This is a genomic window from Demequina lutea, from assembly GCF_013409005.1.
GTDB classification, from domain to species: domain Bacteria; phylum Actinomycetota; class Actinomycetes; order Actinomycetales; family Demequinaceae; genus Demequina; species Demequina lutea.
On record NZ_JACBZO010000001.1, the window covers coordinates 529927 to 545209 of the forward strand.

10 protein-coding genes, 6 pseudogenes and 2 other annotated features are annotated in these 15283 nt (G+C 62.3%); of the genes and pseudogenes, 7 read left to right on the plus strand and 9 right to left on the minus strand.

Features of this window, described 5'->3' with window-relative positions; all coding sequences use genetic code 11:
• Positions 1–150: 150 nt before the first annotated feature.
• Both BKA03_RS02575 and BKA03_RS02580 read left to right on the plus strand, forming a co-directional pair.
• Positions 151–1266 carry a glycosyltransferase gene (locus BKA03_RS02575; protein WP_062075484.1) on the plus strand — a complete coding sequence of 372 codons (1116 nt, stop codon included), beginning with the start codon at positions 151–153 and terminating at the stop codon, positions 1264–1266.
• Between the two features lie 193 nt (positions 1267–1459).
• Positions 1460–2748 (plus strand): IS3 family transposase gene (locus BKA03_RS02580; RefSeq protein ID WP_152649667.1). Its coding sequence is split into 2 segments (ribosomal slippage): positions 1460–1733 and positions 1733–2748, totalling 1290 coding nucleotides; the frame shifts between segments, so codons are not numbered across the junction.
• Positions 1732–1863, plus strand: a sequence feature (AL1L pseudoknot). (Overlaps the previous gene by 132 nt.)
• Positions 2749–3073: 325 nt before the next feature.
• On the opposite strand, the pseudogene BKA03_RS15780 reads toward BKA03_RS02580, so the two are convergent.
• Both BKA03_RS15780 and BKA03_RS15120 read right to left on the minus strand, forming a co-directional pair.
• Positions 3074–3511: pseudogene (locus BKA03_RS15780) on the minus strand (transposase); the annotation flags it as partial.
• A 118-nt stretch (positions 3512–3629) separates the two neighbouring features.
• Positions 3630–4816 (minus strand): annotated as a pseudogene (locus BKA03_RS15120) (IS256 family transposase); the annotation flags it as partial.
• Positions 4817–4871: 55 nt separating this feature from the next.
• Between BKA03_RS15120 and BKA03_RS02600 the strand changes: the two are divergent.
• From BKA03_RS02600 to BKA03_RS02615, 4 genes and pseudogenes are all read left to right on the plus strand, one after another.
• A pseudogene (locus BKA03_RS02600) lies at positions 4872–5057 on the plus strand (IS1634 family transposase); the annotation flags it as partial.
• Positions 5058–5109: 52 nt separating this feature from the next.
• A protein-coding gene (locus tag BKA03_RS02605; RefSeq protein ID WP_179397665.1) for an IS3 family transposase occupies positions 5110–6374 on the plus strand; the annotation gives its coding sequence in 2 pieces (ribosomal slippage) (positions 5110–5395 and positions 5395–6374; 1266 coding nt in all).
• Positions 5391–5522 (plus strand) — a sequence feature (AL1L pseudoknot). (Overlaps the previous gene by 132 nt.)
• Before the next feature lie 15 nt (positions 6375–6389).
• Positions 6390–6689 (plus strand): annotated as a pseudogene (locus BKA03_RS02610) (IS1634 family transposase); the annotation flags it as partial.
• Positions 6690–6818: 129 nt separating this feature from the next.
• Complete coding sequence (locus BKA03_RS02615; RefSeq protein ID WP_083972157.1) at positions 6819–6992, plus strand: IS3 family transposase; 174 nt, start codon at positions 6819–6821, stop codon at positions 6990–6992.
• Positions 6993–7318: 326 nt separating this feature from the next.
• Here the strand turns inward: BKA03_RS02615 and BKA03_RS02620 are convergent, their stop codons facing one another.
• The 6 genes and pseudogenes from BKA03_RS02620 to BKA03_RS02645 all read right to left on the minus strand — a co-directional run bounded on the left by BKA03_RS02620 (position 7319) and on the right by BKA03_RS02645 (position 13070).
• Entirely contained in the window at positions 7319–8851 is a 1533-nt protein-coding gene (locus BKA03_RS02620) for a hypothetical protein (protein WP_152649658.1), read from the minus strand.
• Positions 8852–8951: 100 nt separating this feature from the next.
• Positions 8952–9104 (minus strand): annotated as a pseudogene (locus tag BKA03_RS15785) (hypothetical protein); the annotation flags it as partial.
• A 97-nt stretch (positions 9105–9201) separates the two neighbouring features.
• A complete protein-coding gene (locus BKA03_RS02630; protein WP_062076307.1) occupies positions 9202–10272 on the minus strand; it encodes an IS110 family RNA-guided transposase in 1071 nt (356 codons plus the stop codon).
• 449 nt (positions 10273–10721) lie between these two features.
• The gene (locus tag BKA03_RS02635; protein WP_152649659.1) at positions 10722–11927 is read right to left on the minus strand and encodes an IS30 family transposase; all 1206 of its coding nucleotides are present in this window, start codon (positions 11925–11927) and stop codon (positions 10722–10724) included.
• A 70-nt stretch (positions 11928–11997) separates the two neighbouring features.
• Positions 11998–12651: an IS3 family transposase gene (locus tag BKA03_RS15790; RefSeq protein ID WP_179397666.1), complete on the minus strand. Its 654-nt coding sequence runs from the start codon at positions 12649–12651 to the stop codon at positions 11998–12000.
• 107 nt (positions 12652–12758) lie between these two features.
• Positions 12759–13070, minus strand: a complete 312-nt coding sequence (locus BKA03_RS02645) for a transposase (protein WP_062076339.1) — start codon at positions 13068–13070, stop codon at positions 12759–12761.
• A gap of 225 nt (positions 13071–13295) precedes the next feature.
• On the opposite strand from BKA03_RS02645, the gene BKA03_RS02650 reads away from it, so the two are divergent.
• On the plus strand, positions 13296–14456 hold the full coding sequence (locus BKA03_RS02650) for an acyltransferase family protein (protein WP_062076340.1): 1161 nt from the start codon (positions 13296–13298) through the stop codon (positions 14454–14456).
• 289 nt (positions 14457–14745) lie between these two features.
• Here the strand turns inward: BKA03_RS02650 and BKA03_RS02655 are convergent.
• Positions 14746–15003 (minus strand): annotated as a pseudogene (locus BKA03_RS02655) (ATP-binding protein); the annotation flags it as partial.
• Positions 15004–15283 lie beyond the last annotated feature (280 nt).

A 15283-nucleotide genomic window follows, 5' to 3' on the forward strand; every position in this document is an offset into this window, starting at 1 on the left:
ACGTGTATCGCGTCCGTTCCAGACGCACCTATCACGTGTCAACGTAGTGGCTGCGCCGACACTCGCGATCGCACGTACTCCAGGATGCATGGTGAGGACCAAAGTGAGCGGCGAAGATGGACCGCGAAACCGGTCGCGTATCCTCAGGGCATGAAGATTGCACAGATAGTCACATATGTTTCAAAGAACGGCGCTTTCGGTGGGCCCGTCTCAGTGGCGATTGCCCAGTCGGTCGAACTTGCTTCACGAGGCCACGATGTTGAGTTGCTGGCTGGGTGGGATGGGGTTGCGAGGATTGACGCACCGGGCGTGAACGTGCGGCTCTTCCGCACACGGAGACTTCTGCCTGCCGGATTCAGCGGTCTAACTGCGCCTGGGCTCATGGCGCACCTGCGCACGAACTACATGTTCTACGATGCAGTGCACGTGCACTTGGCCCGTGATCTGATAACGCTGCCGGCGGCCTCTTTTCTCGCGAGGCACCACGCTAAATACGTGGTCCAGTCGCACGGGATGGTGGTTCCGGATAGCCGTATTCGGGGTCGCGTTTTTGACCATGTGGCCGTGCGCCGCGTTCTTCGAGAGGCAGGGTCCGTTATCGCCTACCGTGGCGTTGACGACAAGGATTTGGACGCAGTCTCTCGAGGGCGCGCAAATATTGAGTACTTGGTCAACGGGGTCAGTATCGGTTTGGATGATCGTGTTGGTGACTCATCACGAAACGAAGTGTTATTCATGGCACGGCTACACCCTCGTAAACGCGTTATGGCATTTGCGGAGATGGCCCTGCAGTTAAGCGACCGAGGGGTTGCGTCGCGCTTTGTTGTCATCGGTCCGGACGAAGGCGATCTAGGCGAGTTGCGTGCGTTCATCTCCCATCACGGACTGGACGACGTACTCATCTACGAAGGTGCAGTGCCCTATTCTCAGGTACGCTCCCGGCTCAGTAAGAGTTCGGTCTATGTTCTCCCAAGCGTGAATGAACCCTTCCCAGTTACGGTACTTGAGGCGATGGCTGTAGGCACTCCTTGCGTCATCACGGACTCGTGCGGACTCGCGGCGTATTTCCGGAAGGATTCCTCGGGACTTGTAACGGATGGAAGTGCAGAGGGTCTCGCAGAGGCCGTGGAGCGGTTGCTAGTTGACGCGGCGTTTCGCAGGTCGACCATCGAAAATGCGGATCGAACCATGGAGAGGCAATTCAGTATCTCGGCAGTGGGCGATGCGCTGGAGGAGATATATCGCAAGGAGAGCGCGCTGCGCTGAGAATCGAAGGTGAGTCGCAAACGACGGTAACCTGGCAGAGGGTAGCGGAACTTGGGTTGAGTGGAAGCGGTGAGATCGGCCCTTCGACATTCAGCGTGATGTTGGATCTTCGCGGTTGAGTGGGGGTCATAGTTGGAGCCTGAAGCGTCCTAGGTTTGATGCCGCATCCTTTTGAGTTGAAAGGATGTATGTCATGCCAAAGAAGATCGATCCTGCCCTCCGTGACCGTGCGGTGCGGCTGGTGCGTGAGCACCGCTCGGAGTATCCCTCGTTGACGGCCGCGTCGGCGGCAGTGGCCCGCCAGGTTGGGGTGGGCCACGAGTCCGTGCGGCGGTGGGTGCTGCAAGCCGATATTGATGACGGCTCTCGGGAGGGGGTTACGTCCGCTGAGCACGCGGAGATCAAGCGTCTGAAGTCGGAGAACAGCCGGCTGCGCGAAGACGTTGCGATTCTACGGGCGGCGACAACTTTCTTCGCGGGGGAGCTCGACCCCCGCAATCGATGATCATGGGTTTCATCGACACGATGAGAGCCGAGGGGCACGCGGTCGAGTCGACTTGCAGGGTTCTGCGTGAGCAGGGCTGCCAGGTCGCCGCGCGCACCTATCGTGCGTGGAGAGGAGGCCACGTCGCGGTCCGCACGGTCACAGACGCGCATGTCGTCGACGCGGTCCGTGACACCGCGTGGACGCACGTGCCCACACCCGATGGTTCCCTGCGCCGCAAGATGACTCCCGAGGGGTTGTACGGGCGGCGGAAGATGACCGCGTTGATCCGCCGCACCACGATCCCTGGTGCATCCACAGGCGCGGTCGACCGGGCCATGCGTGTCCTCGGACTGTCGGGCGTGCGCCGCGATAAGGGCGTGCGCACCACGATCCCCGCGAAGGACGGGGTCCGTGCCGGGGATCTGCTGAATCGGGATTTCACCGCGCCGCAGCCGGATCACACCTGGGTGATGGACTTCACCTACTGCCGCACCTGGGCCGGGTGGGTTTACGTCGCGTTCATCGTGGACGTGTTCTCTCAGCGCATCGTCGCGTGGCATGCGCAGACCACCAAGCACGTCGACCTGGTGATGATCCCCCTGCGGATGGGCCTCTGGGAACGCGGCCGCCAAGGCCACCCGATCCTCCCGCAGCAGCTCCGAGCACATTCGGACGCCGGGTCTCAATATGTCTCGTTGGCCTACACCGACAAGCTCGCCCTCGACGGCATCGCGCCCTCGATCGGGTCCGTCGGCGACGCGTACGATAACGCGCTGATGGAGACGATCAACGGGCTCTACAAGGCCGAGTGCATCCGCACGACCGTGTTCCACGAGGGCCCGTATCGGACGATCGCGGACGTCGAGTTCGCGACCGCCGGCTGGGTCGATTGGTACAACACTCGTAGGCTTCACTCAAGCCTCGGCTACGTTCCACCGGCCGAGTTCGAGCAAGCTCACTACGCGACCCTCAACCGAGAGCCGCAACCCGCATAGGAGCGGCAGAGAACCTGGGGCGCTTCAGCCTGCCGCCGATGGGGAGCATCCGCAGTCGGTAGTTGTCGCGATTTCTGAAGCCGCGGGCGACGCGACAGTGGAGTTCGATGAGGCCGTTGAATCTCCTATGTTTGTCAAGTGGTGGCGAGTTCGTTCTGTGCAGCGGTGTTGAGGCGGCGGTAGATTTCGCGGGCGAGGTAGCGCTTGAGGTGGCGGCGGGTCTCTCGGAGGGTGCGCGGCCTTCGGTGGTACGGCGCTCGACGTAGGCGCGGGGGTCCATGCGCATGCGGGTGACGACGGCCATGTGGAGTGCTCGGTTGAGGCGACGGTCGCCGCCGCGGTTGATGCGGTGCCGGACGGTGTTGCCCGAGGACGCGGGGATCGGGCTGGCCCCCGCGAGGCTGGCGAACGCGGCCTCGGATCTGATGCGGCCCAAGTGTAACCAGGCGGTCAGCGCGACGGCGGCGGTGACCGGGCCGATGCCTGGCTGGTCGAGTAGTGTGCCAGCAGGGCTGTGTCGGACCAGGTCGGTGATCCGTTTGGTGATGTCCTTGAGCTCGTGATCGAGAGCGGTGACGCGCTTGGCGAGGCGGGTGGCTTCCCCCCGGGCTGTGGCGGTGGCGAGGTCTTCGTCTCGGGTTCGCCAGGCGGTGATGGTGGCGATCTGGGTCGCGGTGAGCGGACGGCGTGCGTCGAAGCCGGGGTCGACCACGCGTAGTAGCGCGGTGAGGGCGTTGATCGTCGCGGTGCGTTCGGCGCTCATGTGATCGCGGGAGGCGAGCAGGACCTTGACGGCCGCGCGGATGCCGGCGTCGGCGGGGCTGTCGCAACTGGGTCTCGTGCAGCGGGAGCGCTGCTGTGGCGATGCGGCGCGCGTCCAGCGGATCGGACTTGCCGATGTGCCGGTGCGCGCGAGCGTTCATCCGCGGGGCCTCGATGACGGTGTATCCGGCGTCTGCGGCAACGCGCGCGAGCCGTGCACCATAGGTGCCCGTGCCCTCGATCACCCACAGTACGTGGAGGTCACCGCCGGTGCGGCGCCCGACCCAAGACGCCGCCCGTGACAGGCCTGCTGCGGTGGCAGGGAACGGGGCTTCATCGATGACCTCGCCTGTCGGGCAGGCCAGGATCGAGACGGCATGGTTGCGTGCGTGCGACTTGAGCGCAGCGGCAACGCTCTTGCGGGACTTGTAGTTCACGAACCTCATCGCGGAGCGGATCAGATGGACGACGCACGTCTGAACGGTCGACTGAGGCCAGGTCGCCTCGATCGCTTCGGGGAACCCGCTCAGCCCGTCGCAGCAGACGATGAGCACGTCCTGGACGCCGCGGTTGGCGAGTTTCCCGCAAACCCCGGCCCAGAACTTCGCCCCTTCGGTGGCTTGGATCCAGATCCCTAGAACATGCTTGATGCCGTCCATGTCGACACCGACCGCGATATGAGCGGCCTTGTTGCGCACGTGCGCGCCGTCGCGGACCTTCACGATGATCGCGTCCAGGTAGATCACCGGGTAGAAAGATGCCAACGGCCGGTGCTGCCAGGCCATCACCTCGTCGAGGGCCTCGTCGGTGATCTTCGAGATCGTTTCCCGAGAGATCTCGGTCCCAATCGTCGATACCACGTGATGCTCAATATCACGCACGGTCATCCCGCCGGCATACAGCGACACGATCATGTCGTCCAGACCCCCCCACACGCCTGGAACCCTTCGGCACCAGTGCGGGGGTGAAGGACCCCTGACGGTCCCTCGGGATCGCGAGGTCGACATCGCGCACACTGGTCGCGACGGTCCTCGCCGAGGACCCGTTGCGGGAGTTCGGATAAAACCCCGCCTCAGGGTCACCCTTCTCGTAGCCCAGATGCTCGCTCAACTCAGCCTGAAAGCCACGCTCAAGGCCCGCCTTGATGAGTTGCTGGATCAGCCCGTCGCTGCCGTCCAGGCGAACCTTGCCAGCATCGATCATCGCGTAGAGGTCATCCAAGCGCACCCGACGCTTCGAGAGCTTCCACACCCTCACGCTGGGAACGACGACGCCCCTCACGCGTCTCCTTATCAATCATGGTCATCAGTGTCTCCTGTTCAGTGAAGAGCACCACCCCTTACACAAACCATTTGACACGCCCGGCCGAGAGGATCGCCGACGGGCGCGCGCCGTTGAAGAAGGCCCGGTTCTTGAAGGTCACCGGGTCCACCAAAGAGCTCGACCAGGCCACGATCGACCGGGCCCGCCAACTGGCGGGCCTGAAGGGCTACGTCACCTACCTGCCGACCTCGTCGATGGACAGTGCCGCGGTGATCGCGGCGTACTGAATCGCCCCGGGTTTGGTGGAGGGTCTGATTCCCCGAAAGGATGGGAGTCATGCCAGCACCGAGGAAGTATCCGCAGGAGCTCAGGGAGCGTTCCGTGCGGCTTGTGAGAGAAGCGATGTCGCAGGAGACGTCGCTGTCGATGAACGCGGCCGTGGTCCGTGTCGGTCATCGGGTCGGAGTGAACTCAGACACGCTGCGTGGCTGGGTGAAACAGGCCCGGATCAATGCCGGAGAGGTTGCCGGTGTCACGACGACGGACGCGGCCACGATCAAGGCGTTGGAGCGAGAAGTGCGAGAACTTAAACGCGCGAACGAGATCTTGCTCGCCGCGTCTTCTTTCTTCGCGCGGGAGCTCGACCCGCGACTTCCGTTCTAGTGGCCTTTATCGATGAGCATCGCTCACGGTTCGGGGTCGAGCCAATCTGCCGGGTGCTCACCGAGCACGGGTGCCGGATTGCCCCGTCGGGTTACTACGCCGCCAGGAACCGTCCCGACTCGGCGCGTTCAGTGCGTGACCGGGAAGTTGCCTCCTTGATCGAGGCGGTGTTCTGGGACCGCAACCGCGGCCGAGGCATCAGCGGCCCCCGTAAGGTGTGGCGCTTGCTGCACCGCGACGGGGTCGAGGTCGCTCGGTGCACCGTGGAACGCCTGATGCGTGTTCAGGGACTGCGGGGAACGCGTCGTGGCAAGCAGTTCATCACCACAAGACCAGATGCTGCGGCGACGCGTCCGCCGGATCACGTTCAACGCAACTTCCGCGCCGAGCGTCCCAACGAACTGTGGGTCGTGGACTTCACCTATGTTCCGACGTGGGAAGGGATGGCGTTCACCGCGTTCGTCACCGACGTGTTCTCGCGCCGGATCGTCGGGTGGCGGACGATGTCGAAAATGCCCACTGACCTGCCCCTCGATGCGCTTGAGATGGCGCTATGGGTGCGAGAGCGAGCCGGTCAGGACGTCGCCGGCGTCATCCAGCATTCGGACGCGGGAGCTCAATACACCGCGCTGCGCTATTCGGAACGGCTCGCAGACGTGGGAGCGATCGCGTCGATCGGGACCGTCGGGGACTCCTACGACAACGCCCTCGCAGAGACCGTCGTCGGGCTCTACAAAACCGAGTGCGTGACAATCGACGGCCCGTTCCGCACCGCTGACGAGCTTGAATACGCAACCCTGTCCTGGGTGCACTGGTTCAATGAAAACCGGCTGCACTCCTCGATCGGATACCTCACCCCGATCGAGATGGAAGACCTGTACTACCGTGAGAACACGACCCAGGAGCAGCCGCTCCTGGGAGAACTCACCCTCCACTAAACCCGGGGCGATTCATACCACGACCCGTGGCACGTTGAGCAGTCGTTCCGCATGACCAAGTCCGACCTGCGGGCCCGGCCCGTGTTCCACCACCAACGCGAGGCCATTGAGGCCCACCTGACCGTCGTGTTCGCAGCCCTGGCGGTCGCCCGTCACCTGCAGGAGGCCACCGGCACCAGCATCAAGAAGATCGTCCAGGCCCTGCGCACCGCACGCTCAGCAATCATCAAGATCAACGGCGAACACCTCACCCTCGACCCTGACCTCACCGACACCGTCCGCGCCATCCTCAACCGGCTTGAAACAGGTCACTAAAGCAAGTGGCACGAGTCAGGTCTGACCGCGGCGCTCAATTCACGTCATGGCTGTCCGGGCATCGTTTGCGGGCTCTTCGCGGTTCGTGGTGATGGGGTCGGGTCGCGTCGTTGACATGTAGAAGGCTCGATGCAGATCGAACTCCTCGACCGCCGCGCTTGGGAAACCAGGGCCGAACTAGCGAACGCGATGTTCGAGTGGCTTGAAGCGTTCTACAACCCCCGCCGACGACACTCCGCTCTTGGATATCTCGCCCCAATCGAATACAAAACCCTTCACACCACAGCACCCGCTGCGGCATGATCAACATACAGAAACCGTCCGGAAAAGGCGGGACAGGTCAGATCCCTACTCGAAGCCGGAGGCTTCAAACCACAACGACACCCTCAATCGTGAAGAGCCACAAAACCTCAGATCAGGAACAGCAAAGGTAGCGTGGTACACGTTGAGGTCTTCCGGCTGGGCAGTGTGAGAACTTCAATTCTGGAAGACCTCCCCCTACCCTGGGACCGCCACGCGAACCGGAGTTACACCCTCAAATGCGAAGAGCCTTAGAACCCTGTGTTCGCGTGAGGCACCGACTGACGTCGCGTGATATTCGTTTATGGCGCCTCGTCTTCCTATGGAGTTCACTCGCCGATTCGCGGTTGGGAAAACCCTTGGGATGAGAGAGGACGCCTCGGTAAAGGAGTTCTACGAACGGGACGATAGGTACGCGGTGCAACTAATCGGCCCCGTGTGGGACGGAACTCCGCTCCAAACTCGGCGACAGTATCTCCGAATTGGCTCACTCTTTGCGAAGCCTGCTTGCTTCTGTGGCGGGATCGCTGGAGGGAAGTATATATCAACCCTCCGATCGCTATCAGAGCCGCATACCAGAGCATTCGAGACGATGAGCGAAGGTTGTACTGAATTGCCTGCAGCGCAAACAGTGCAGACAGGCCGACAACCGCCAGACTAACAATCGGCACACCCCAAACCCACAGTCTTCTTACCACTCTGTCAAGCCACGCTGCGACAATCCCAAATGAGACCCACACGAGAGCTGATGGAACGAAACCATAATTCCATAACTCTCCGATTGTTGAGTACGGAGTCCAGGGATTCAGCGTCATGTTTGACGCGATTTCATACCAACCAGCGAGTTGGCCGGGCAACGGATCTAGACTAACCAACATGTAGCTTAGAGGGAGCTTGTCGACGTAAAACGCGGTCATCCCAGTAATTGGAAACGTGATTAGGACATTGTTGATGGTCGACAACCAATCCACGCCGTCAAAATGGTATCCGCTAAGAGACGAAAGATAGGGCAACAAGCCATGCTGATTCTGTCCCCTCAGGTACAGCGGTAAGGGCAACAGTAAGGTCGCTATGATAGTAGCGGCAGCCAATTTGAACCACGTTCTTTTTGGGCGCGCCATCAGCATTCCGACTACGAGAAGGATTGGCACGAGTGCTAGACGGCGAGTGCCCAGTGAAAAGAATAGGGAGAAATACGCCACTGTGAGCAGCATGGCGCCGAGGCGGTTTGCTCCGCGTCCGGCAGCGAGAACGTAGCCTGCCAGCGCTACTCCTGCCGTAGCGAGCTGCTCTCCAAAACCGAAGAGCGCGCGACCGAAACCGCCAGAAAGATACGCGCCGCGTAAGTAATTGTCTCTGAGTAGCAGAGCCCCTCCTAACGCGACGACGACCATTGCGATGGGAGCGGCTGCTAAGAACAACATCCTGGCCTGACTGGATTGTGAGACCTTGATCTGAGGAATCACAACTTGGGATCGTCGCTCGCTGAATAGCGCCACCAGAAGTGATCCGATTGAGAAGAACAACGTAGCGAATCCAAATACCGCTGCCGTCCTTAACCGGTCACTCGCGGGCAGATACAGTACGATGCCTCCTCCACCAACGCTGTTAAGCGAAGCCGCGAGGAAACACCCGATTGAACCCGCTCCTCCAACTACAATAGCAATCACCCAAACCGGCGACAGCGCAACAATTTGAAAGCGAGCCCGAAACAACCACAGCAGAAGAAGGGGCGCGAGCGGTATGCAGGCGGGGCCGAGCGTCGCCGTTAGTTCTCCTGAGCCCACGATTGTTGCAACGGCCGCAACCGTCGCGAGACCCAGCAGTGTCCAAGAGACTTTGACGCGAGATTCGGCAAACATGGTCTTGACGGTACACTGTCATTGGCTATGACCTCGGTTGGTGGACACCTCGTAGGAGAGGATGTTCACAATTGGAAGTGATTCGCCCTGGTTTTTGTTCCTAGGGTTTTCCGTGGCTGGCGGTGGCCAGTTCGCGTGTTTCGAGGTCAGCGTAGTGGCTGGCTTCGACTTCGGTTGGTGTGCGGTAGTCGAGCTCGGAGTGGCGCCGCTGGTTGTTCCACCACCACACCCATTCGAGGGTGGCGAGTTCGGCTTGCTCGACGGTGCGCTAGGGGCCGCGGGGGCGGATCAGTTCGGTCTTGAACAGCCCGTTCACGGCCTCAGCGAGAGCGTTGACGCTCCTATAGTTGTCAACTCGCGAATTCGGGGGCTTCGGGTCGGTGCTTGATGTCGTGGTAGACCTCGCGGATGACGTAGCGCTTGAGGCAGCGGATGATCTCGCGCTTGGATAGGCCTTCGGCGGTGCGGCGTTGAACGTAGGCGAGCGTGGGTTCGTGGAATCGCATGCGGACGATGACGGTGCGGTAGATCGCGGCGTTGAGCTGGCGGTGGCCTCCGTGGTTGATCCGGTGGCGTCCGCTGGTCATGCCGGAGCCGGTCGGGACGGGGCTGATGCCGGCCCGGTTCGCGAACGCAGCCTCGGAGTGGATGCGTTCGGGATTGTCGCCGGCGACGATGAGGATCTCCGCGGCGGTGTCGATGCCGATTCCGAACCGGTCGAGCAACTGGGGCGCGCGGGATCGGACGAGCGCTCCGATCTGCTGGTTGAGGTCTTTGGCTTCGGTGTCCAGTGCGAGCCAGCGGCGCGCGAGGCTTCGCAGTGTGTGGCGCTGAGCGTCTTCGACGCTGTCGAGTCCGCGCGGCCGTAGTGCAGCCAGGTGGCGGGCGAGCGTGGCGGCGGTCATGCGACGCGTGGTGGCGCGTAGCTCGTCTGGGGCGTGAACGAGCACGTTCTTGAGGGTGATCATCGCCGCGGTGCGGGCAGTCACGGCGGTGTCGTGAGCGACCTTTAGCAGGCGGATCATCTCGACTTGGCCGTCTGCGGTCTTGGGTGTCGCGGTCGCCAGTCCCGCAAGGACGGAGCGGGCGGCGTTCTCGGCGTCCAGGGTGTCTGACTTACCGTTCATGCGGCGCAAGCGCCGGTCGGGGCGTCCTGCCTCGACAACCTTGTAACCTGCGCGGCGCAGGAACGACGTGAGTGTCGCACCGTAAGAGCCGGTGCCCTCAATACCGAACGCGATGATCTTGCCGTGGGCCGCAGCCCAGGTCTCGAGAGCAGCGAAGCCCCGAGTGTTCGTCGGGATCGTCAACGTGCCGACGATCCCGACGAGGGGGTCCATGACTGCGGCGACGTGGATGTCCTTGTGGGTGTCGACGCCCACCACGACGTGCCCTGAACGGTGATCTTCCTGTGAAACCATTCCTGTCCTCCTTGATGCGCGTTAGCGTGAATGTCACGCTGTCGCTGGCGGGAGGACAGGACTGTCACGGGGACGCTGTCGAGGTGTTGCTCCATGCTCCTATCAGGTCACGCCCGTCCGGCGGCAGCGCTTGCTGCGTGCCCGACCAGGCGGCCGACAGATCAACGCGAAGACACCGTGCGGGTCAGTCGTAAGCAAGGGTCAGACCGCGCTGGCCAGGACTTCCCCATCCTTGCCGGACGGGACGCAAACAGACTGACAGTCGTAACTGTCTCCAACGGTAGCGACCGGGGGCGTTGGTCCGAGTTCAGTCACCCGGTCGGTATAGACCAGGGAGACGTAGTTCGAGCCACGGTCGGAGTGAATCGCCTGCGGTTTTGTACCGCTCCTATGTTTGTGCCGGCACCGGCGGTGATCTTGGATTCCAGCAGTCGTCGCAACGGTGTGACCTACGTGGTGTTCAGTAAAGCAGTCATTCGTTCGGCGGGAGTGTCCCAGTCGAGGATTTTGCGGGGGCGGGCGTTGAGTTCCTCGGCGATCGCGGCGAGGTCGTGAGCGCTGTGAGCTCGGAGGTCGGTGCGTTTCGGGAGATATTGGCGCAGGAGCCCATTGGTGTTCTCGTTCGTGCCGCGCTGCCAGGGCGATGCGGGGTCGCAGAAGTAGACGGCCATGTCGGTCGCGACGGCGAATGCTTTGTGCTCGCTCATCTCCGCGCCCTGGTCCCAGGTAAGAGTGCGTCGCAGGCCAACGGGCAGGCCGACCAATGCAGTGACGAGGCTGTCGCGGACGGCTTCGGCGGTCCGCTCGATGGGGAGGTGGCCGAGAACGACGTAGCGCGTGGCACGCTCGACGACTGTCGCGACGGCGGAACCGTTCCCGGCGCCAAGGATGAGGTCACCTTCCCAGTGACCGGGTAAGGCACGGTCCTCGACTTCGGCGGGTCGGTCAGTCAGTGGCGTCATCGGGTCGGTGAACCTGCTGGTTCGCGCTTCCGGGTCGCGGTGGGGCTTCCGGCGCTTCCGGCCTCTGCGCAACGACGCCGCCAGTTCCCGTTTCAGCTCACCGTGAGCGTGAACGTAGATGGCCTGGTAGATCGTCTCGGGGCTCACGCGCATTCCAGGGTCATGCGGAAAGTCTCTACGAAGCCGATGGCTGATCTGCTCCGGCGACCAGCGCTTCTTCAACTTCGCGGCCACGTAGTCACGCAACGGCCCCGCAGACGCGAGCTTCGCAACGCGAACCCGTTCGCGACGCTTAACAGAGGTCCGGTGCGCGGTGTGCGGCAGGTAGCCGCCCTTGCTGACCGTGTTCCGTCGCAGCTCACGGCTGATCGTCGACGGCGACCGTCCCATCGTCACGGCGATCTTCCGTATTGATGCGCTCGTCATCAGCAAGTCTTTGAGGCGCTCCCGCTCGATCAGGCTGAGGTAGCGAGGATCGATGACCTGTTCGACTTTGGCCAGGGAAACGCGTTCTCCCTGCACCCACGCTGTTCTGCGGTTCTTCACATTCGCCAGTATCTCGGCCGGACGGTAGAGCACGACCCTTCCATCGGGGTAGACGCGGCCCTTCGAGAACACCCGAATGCCCTTGTCCCAGTCCGAGGCCTGATGACTCTCGATCCCGAGCCGCGCCGTGGCAACTCGCCGGGACAGACCTTCGCGCCGTAACCGAAGGAACTCCTGCCGGTTCGCGTCGGCATACTCGGCGGCGAAGATCCCCGCCTTATGCGCCCAGACGTAGCAGGTTACCCGGTTGAAGCCGAGTTCGCGGGCTACGGACGAGATGTTTCCGCCCTCGGCGAGCCGACGAAAGAACAACGCCTTCTCCTCGGCCGAGTACCTCCGCTGGGTGCTCCGCGGCGTCGACAATCCCGCTTGTTTCATCCACTTGTAGCCCGCGTCCGGATGCACCCCGACCGCGATCGCAGCAGCCCTCACCGACCCGCCCCGGTCGATCAACGCCATGAACGCCAACCGCTGCTGCTCGGTGTATTTTCTCGCCGGCATCCCAACTCCTCATCGCTAGTGTTGCTACGACTGCTGGAATCCAAGAGGTTCTGACATACGTGAAGTCCGCGACCCACCGCTGGTTCGGTGCCGGGGCGGTGAAGTCCGGATCCAGCAGGTCCGGAGCACGTTCGGCGTTGCGGTCGGCGATGGTCGTGCGGATCCCGCGGCCGCGGCTCCGGCCCCGCATGCCAAGCACTCGCATCAGCCGGTCCACCTGTCGGGCAGACACCGTCAACCCTTGTTTGCGCAGATACGGGACCATCTTCAGCCTCCCGTACATGCCTTCGGGCGTGCCTGCTGTGGCCAGCAGTGCATCGATGACCACAGCATCCGCGCGATCCCTTGCCGACGGCGGGCGTCTCTTCATGGCTCGGTAGGTTCGCGCGTCGATCCGCACGCCCTGCGATCGCAGGACGATACAGACCGACTCGACCGCACGACCCTTGGCCCGTTGCTCGTCGATGAAGGCGACGATCAGTGGCGTCGGGGGTCGAGTTCCCCGGCGAAGAAAACCGCTGCGTCCTTCAGGATCGCGTTGGCCTCCCGCAACTCGCGGTTCTCCTTGCGCAGACGGCGCACCTCTTCAGCCTCGACAGTTGTCACACCCTGCCGTTGGCCGCCGTCGATCTGCGCTTGACGCACCCACCGGCGCAGCGACTCAGCACCGAAGCCGAGCCGACCGGCAACGCTCTGACAAGCCGCGGTGACGTTCGGGTATTCGTCGAGATGGTCAAGGACCAGCCGCACAGCACGCTGCTTGGTGTCCTCCGGAATCCTCTTTGGCATGGTGTCTATCTTCCTTCCAGACTCGAAAGGAAGCGGCATCAAACCGAGGACGATTCACTGCCTGCCTGCGGCAGCGCGGCGTGGGAATTGGCAAGAGACGAGTTTCACCCCGGGGCCGTTCCACGGTTCTTATTCATTCGACTGGAAACACGCGCCTGCTAGGTTTGGATCATGGACTCCGGCGCTAGCCCTGTGGATCGGCCACGTTTGGCAACAAATTACGCGATGAATGCCGTGCGAATTCTGGCGGCGCTGCTCGTGGTCGTGAGCCACATACGCGCGATGTTCTTCGTCGACTTCTCACAGTCAGCACGATCGGACCCGATAACGGAGCTGATGTACGCGGTCACGTCGCTAGGGCACCAGGCGGTCATCGTCTTCTTTGTGCTCAGTGGATATTGGGTTGGCGGGTCCGTCGTGCGTGGGACGCGCGCAAAGACTTTTGGCGTCGGAGCTTACGGGATTGCTCGCATTACCCGACTCTGGTTGGTGTTGGTTCCGGCAATCCTGTTCACCCAGGCACTCGATCGTCTAGGGTCGACTCTCTGGCCCGACAGCGACGTATACACCGGATCGGTCGCGTACCACACAGTCGTTCCGGTCGGAGGTCCGATCCCAAATCTCAGCCTCCTCGACTCCTTCGGGAATCTCTTCTTCGTGCAAGACCTCTACGTGCCATCCGTGGGAACGAACACGCCCCTATGGTCGCTTGCGGCGGAATTCTGGTACTACCTGATGTTCCCGGCAATCCTTCTGATCGTCGCTCGCGGAGTTTCCATACGCGCGCGAGTCCTTTCCGCGGCCGTGTTCATTGCAGCCATCGCGCTAGTTTCCGCTCCCAAGGTCGACAACATAGCGGGCGTGCTTGTACTGTTCCCTGCTTGGCTGCTCGGAGCTCTTGTCGGCGGGCAGCGCGACGTAATCGTCAGCTATCTCCGAAGGCTCCACAAACATTCGCTCGCCCTGGCCCGAGTCGCCACGTTGCTGTGCGTAGTTGGATTTGCGATAGTCGCCAGCAGGACGGGCAGCATTGCCTTCACGTACCTGCTCGCGATTGCGACGGCCGGGTTGCTCGCGGCACTTATCCCGGATGTCGCCACCGCGCGCGGCAAGAAACTATTGTCACCGTGGTCGTGGGCGGCAGAGTGGTCGTACTCGCTTTACGCCACGCATTTGCCCGTCGTCGCGTTCCTCGCCGCGCTCTGGGTACCGTTCGCCGATGACAGGTGGCAGATGACGCCGGTCACGTTCGTCTATCTCGCGGGATTGACATTGGCGCCGGTAGGTGTGGCGATTGGTTTCTACTACCTCGCGGAAAAGCATACAAACCGAGTCCGTGCCCTTTTGTCCCGTCGACGCCCCGTCGGGCGGCGTTCCTTGGCGTGAGACGCGACCGATGCCCGTCCCTCGCGCAACTCGCGTTCGATCCTCTCAAAGCGTCCGGGGATTGCGTCTAGTCCGGCTTGGCCTGGGTGGCCGGGAACATCAGAACGTGCCATGCGAGTGCCTTTCGAGGAGTCGAGGCTAGTTGGGGTAGCTGCACCCACCCGACCTCAAGACGGGTGGGTGCAGCTGGGCCGTGAGGTATAACGCGCCAGTAACGACGCCACTGTTAACGCCAACTGAAAATGGGGCCATTTCTGCCAACTGAAAACAGGGCCAGTGTTGTGTGGTTCTAGTGTGTCGTAGTCGGGGTGGGTTGGTGTTGTTTGAGTCGGTAGCTGGCGCCCTTGAGGCTGATCACGTCGGCGTGGTGGACGATGCGGTCGATCATTGCGGAGGCGATGGTGAGGTCGCCGAAGACGTCGCCCCAGCGGGCGAATGGCAGGTTGCTCGTCATGATCAGCGAGGCGTGTTCGTAGCGGGATGACACGAGTTGGAAGAACAGGTTCGCGGCGTCCTGGTCGAAGGGGATGTAGCCGACCTCATCGATTTATGCCGATATCGGCATAAATCGACCTATGCCGAGGAGGTCGACGGGTTGGGCTGTTGTGCAGCGTTTTGACCGGGTTCGGCTCGGCATAGTTGCGGGCTAAGAGGAGTCCCAATCGTGGGAGCAATCGTGCTTCCGCGAGGGAGGCGAGTGCAGTGTCGGGAACGAGAAGGAAGGCCGGGCGGCTGGAGCTGCAGGTCGAGGGTTATCGGGTCTGGTTGGTGCAGCGCGGCTACACGCCGGCCACGATTGTGAACATGCTTGTCGACGACGCTCGAAT

Excerpts from the sequence above, each read along its gene's own strand:
- BKA03_RS02645 (WP_062076339.1), bottom strand. The coding sequence starts at position 13,070 with ATGCCAAAGAGGATTCCGGAGGACACCAAGCAGCGTGCTGTGCGGCTG.
- BKA03_RS02575 (WP_062075484.1), top strand. The coding sequence starts at position 151 with ATGAAGATTGCACAGATAGTCACATATGTTTCAAAGAACGGCGCTTTC.
- BKA03_RS02615 (WP_083972157.1), top strand. The coding sequence starts at position 6,819 with ATGCAGATCGAACTCCTCGACCGCCGCGCTTGGGAAACCAGGGCCGAA.
- BKA03_RS02620 (WP_152649658.1), bottom strand. The coding sequence starts at position 8,851 with ATGTTTGCCGAATCTCGCGTCAAAGTCTCTTGGACACTGCTGGGTCTC.
- BKA03_RS15790 (WP_179397666.1), bottom strand. The coding sequence starts at position 12,651 with ATGAAGAGACGCCCGCCGTCGGCAAGGGATCGCGCGGATGCTGTGGTC.
- BKA03_RS02630 (WP_062076307.1), bottom strand. The coding sequence starts at position 10,272 with ATGGTTTCACAGGAAGATCACCGTTCAGGGCACGTCGTGGTGGGCGTC.
- BKA03_RS02650 (WP_062076340.1), top strand. The coding sequence starts at position 13,296 with ATGAATGCCGTGCGAATTCTGGCGGCGCTGCTCGTGGTCGTGAGCCAC.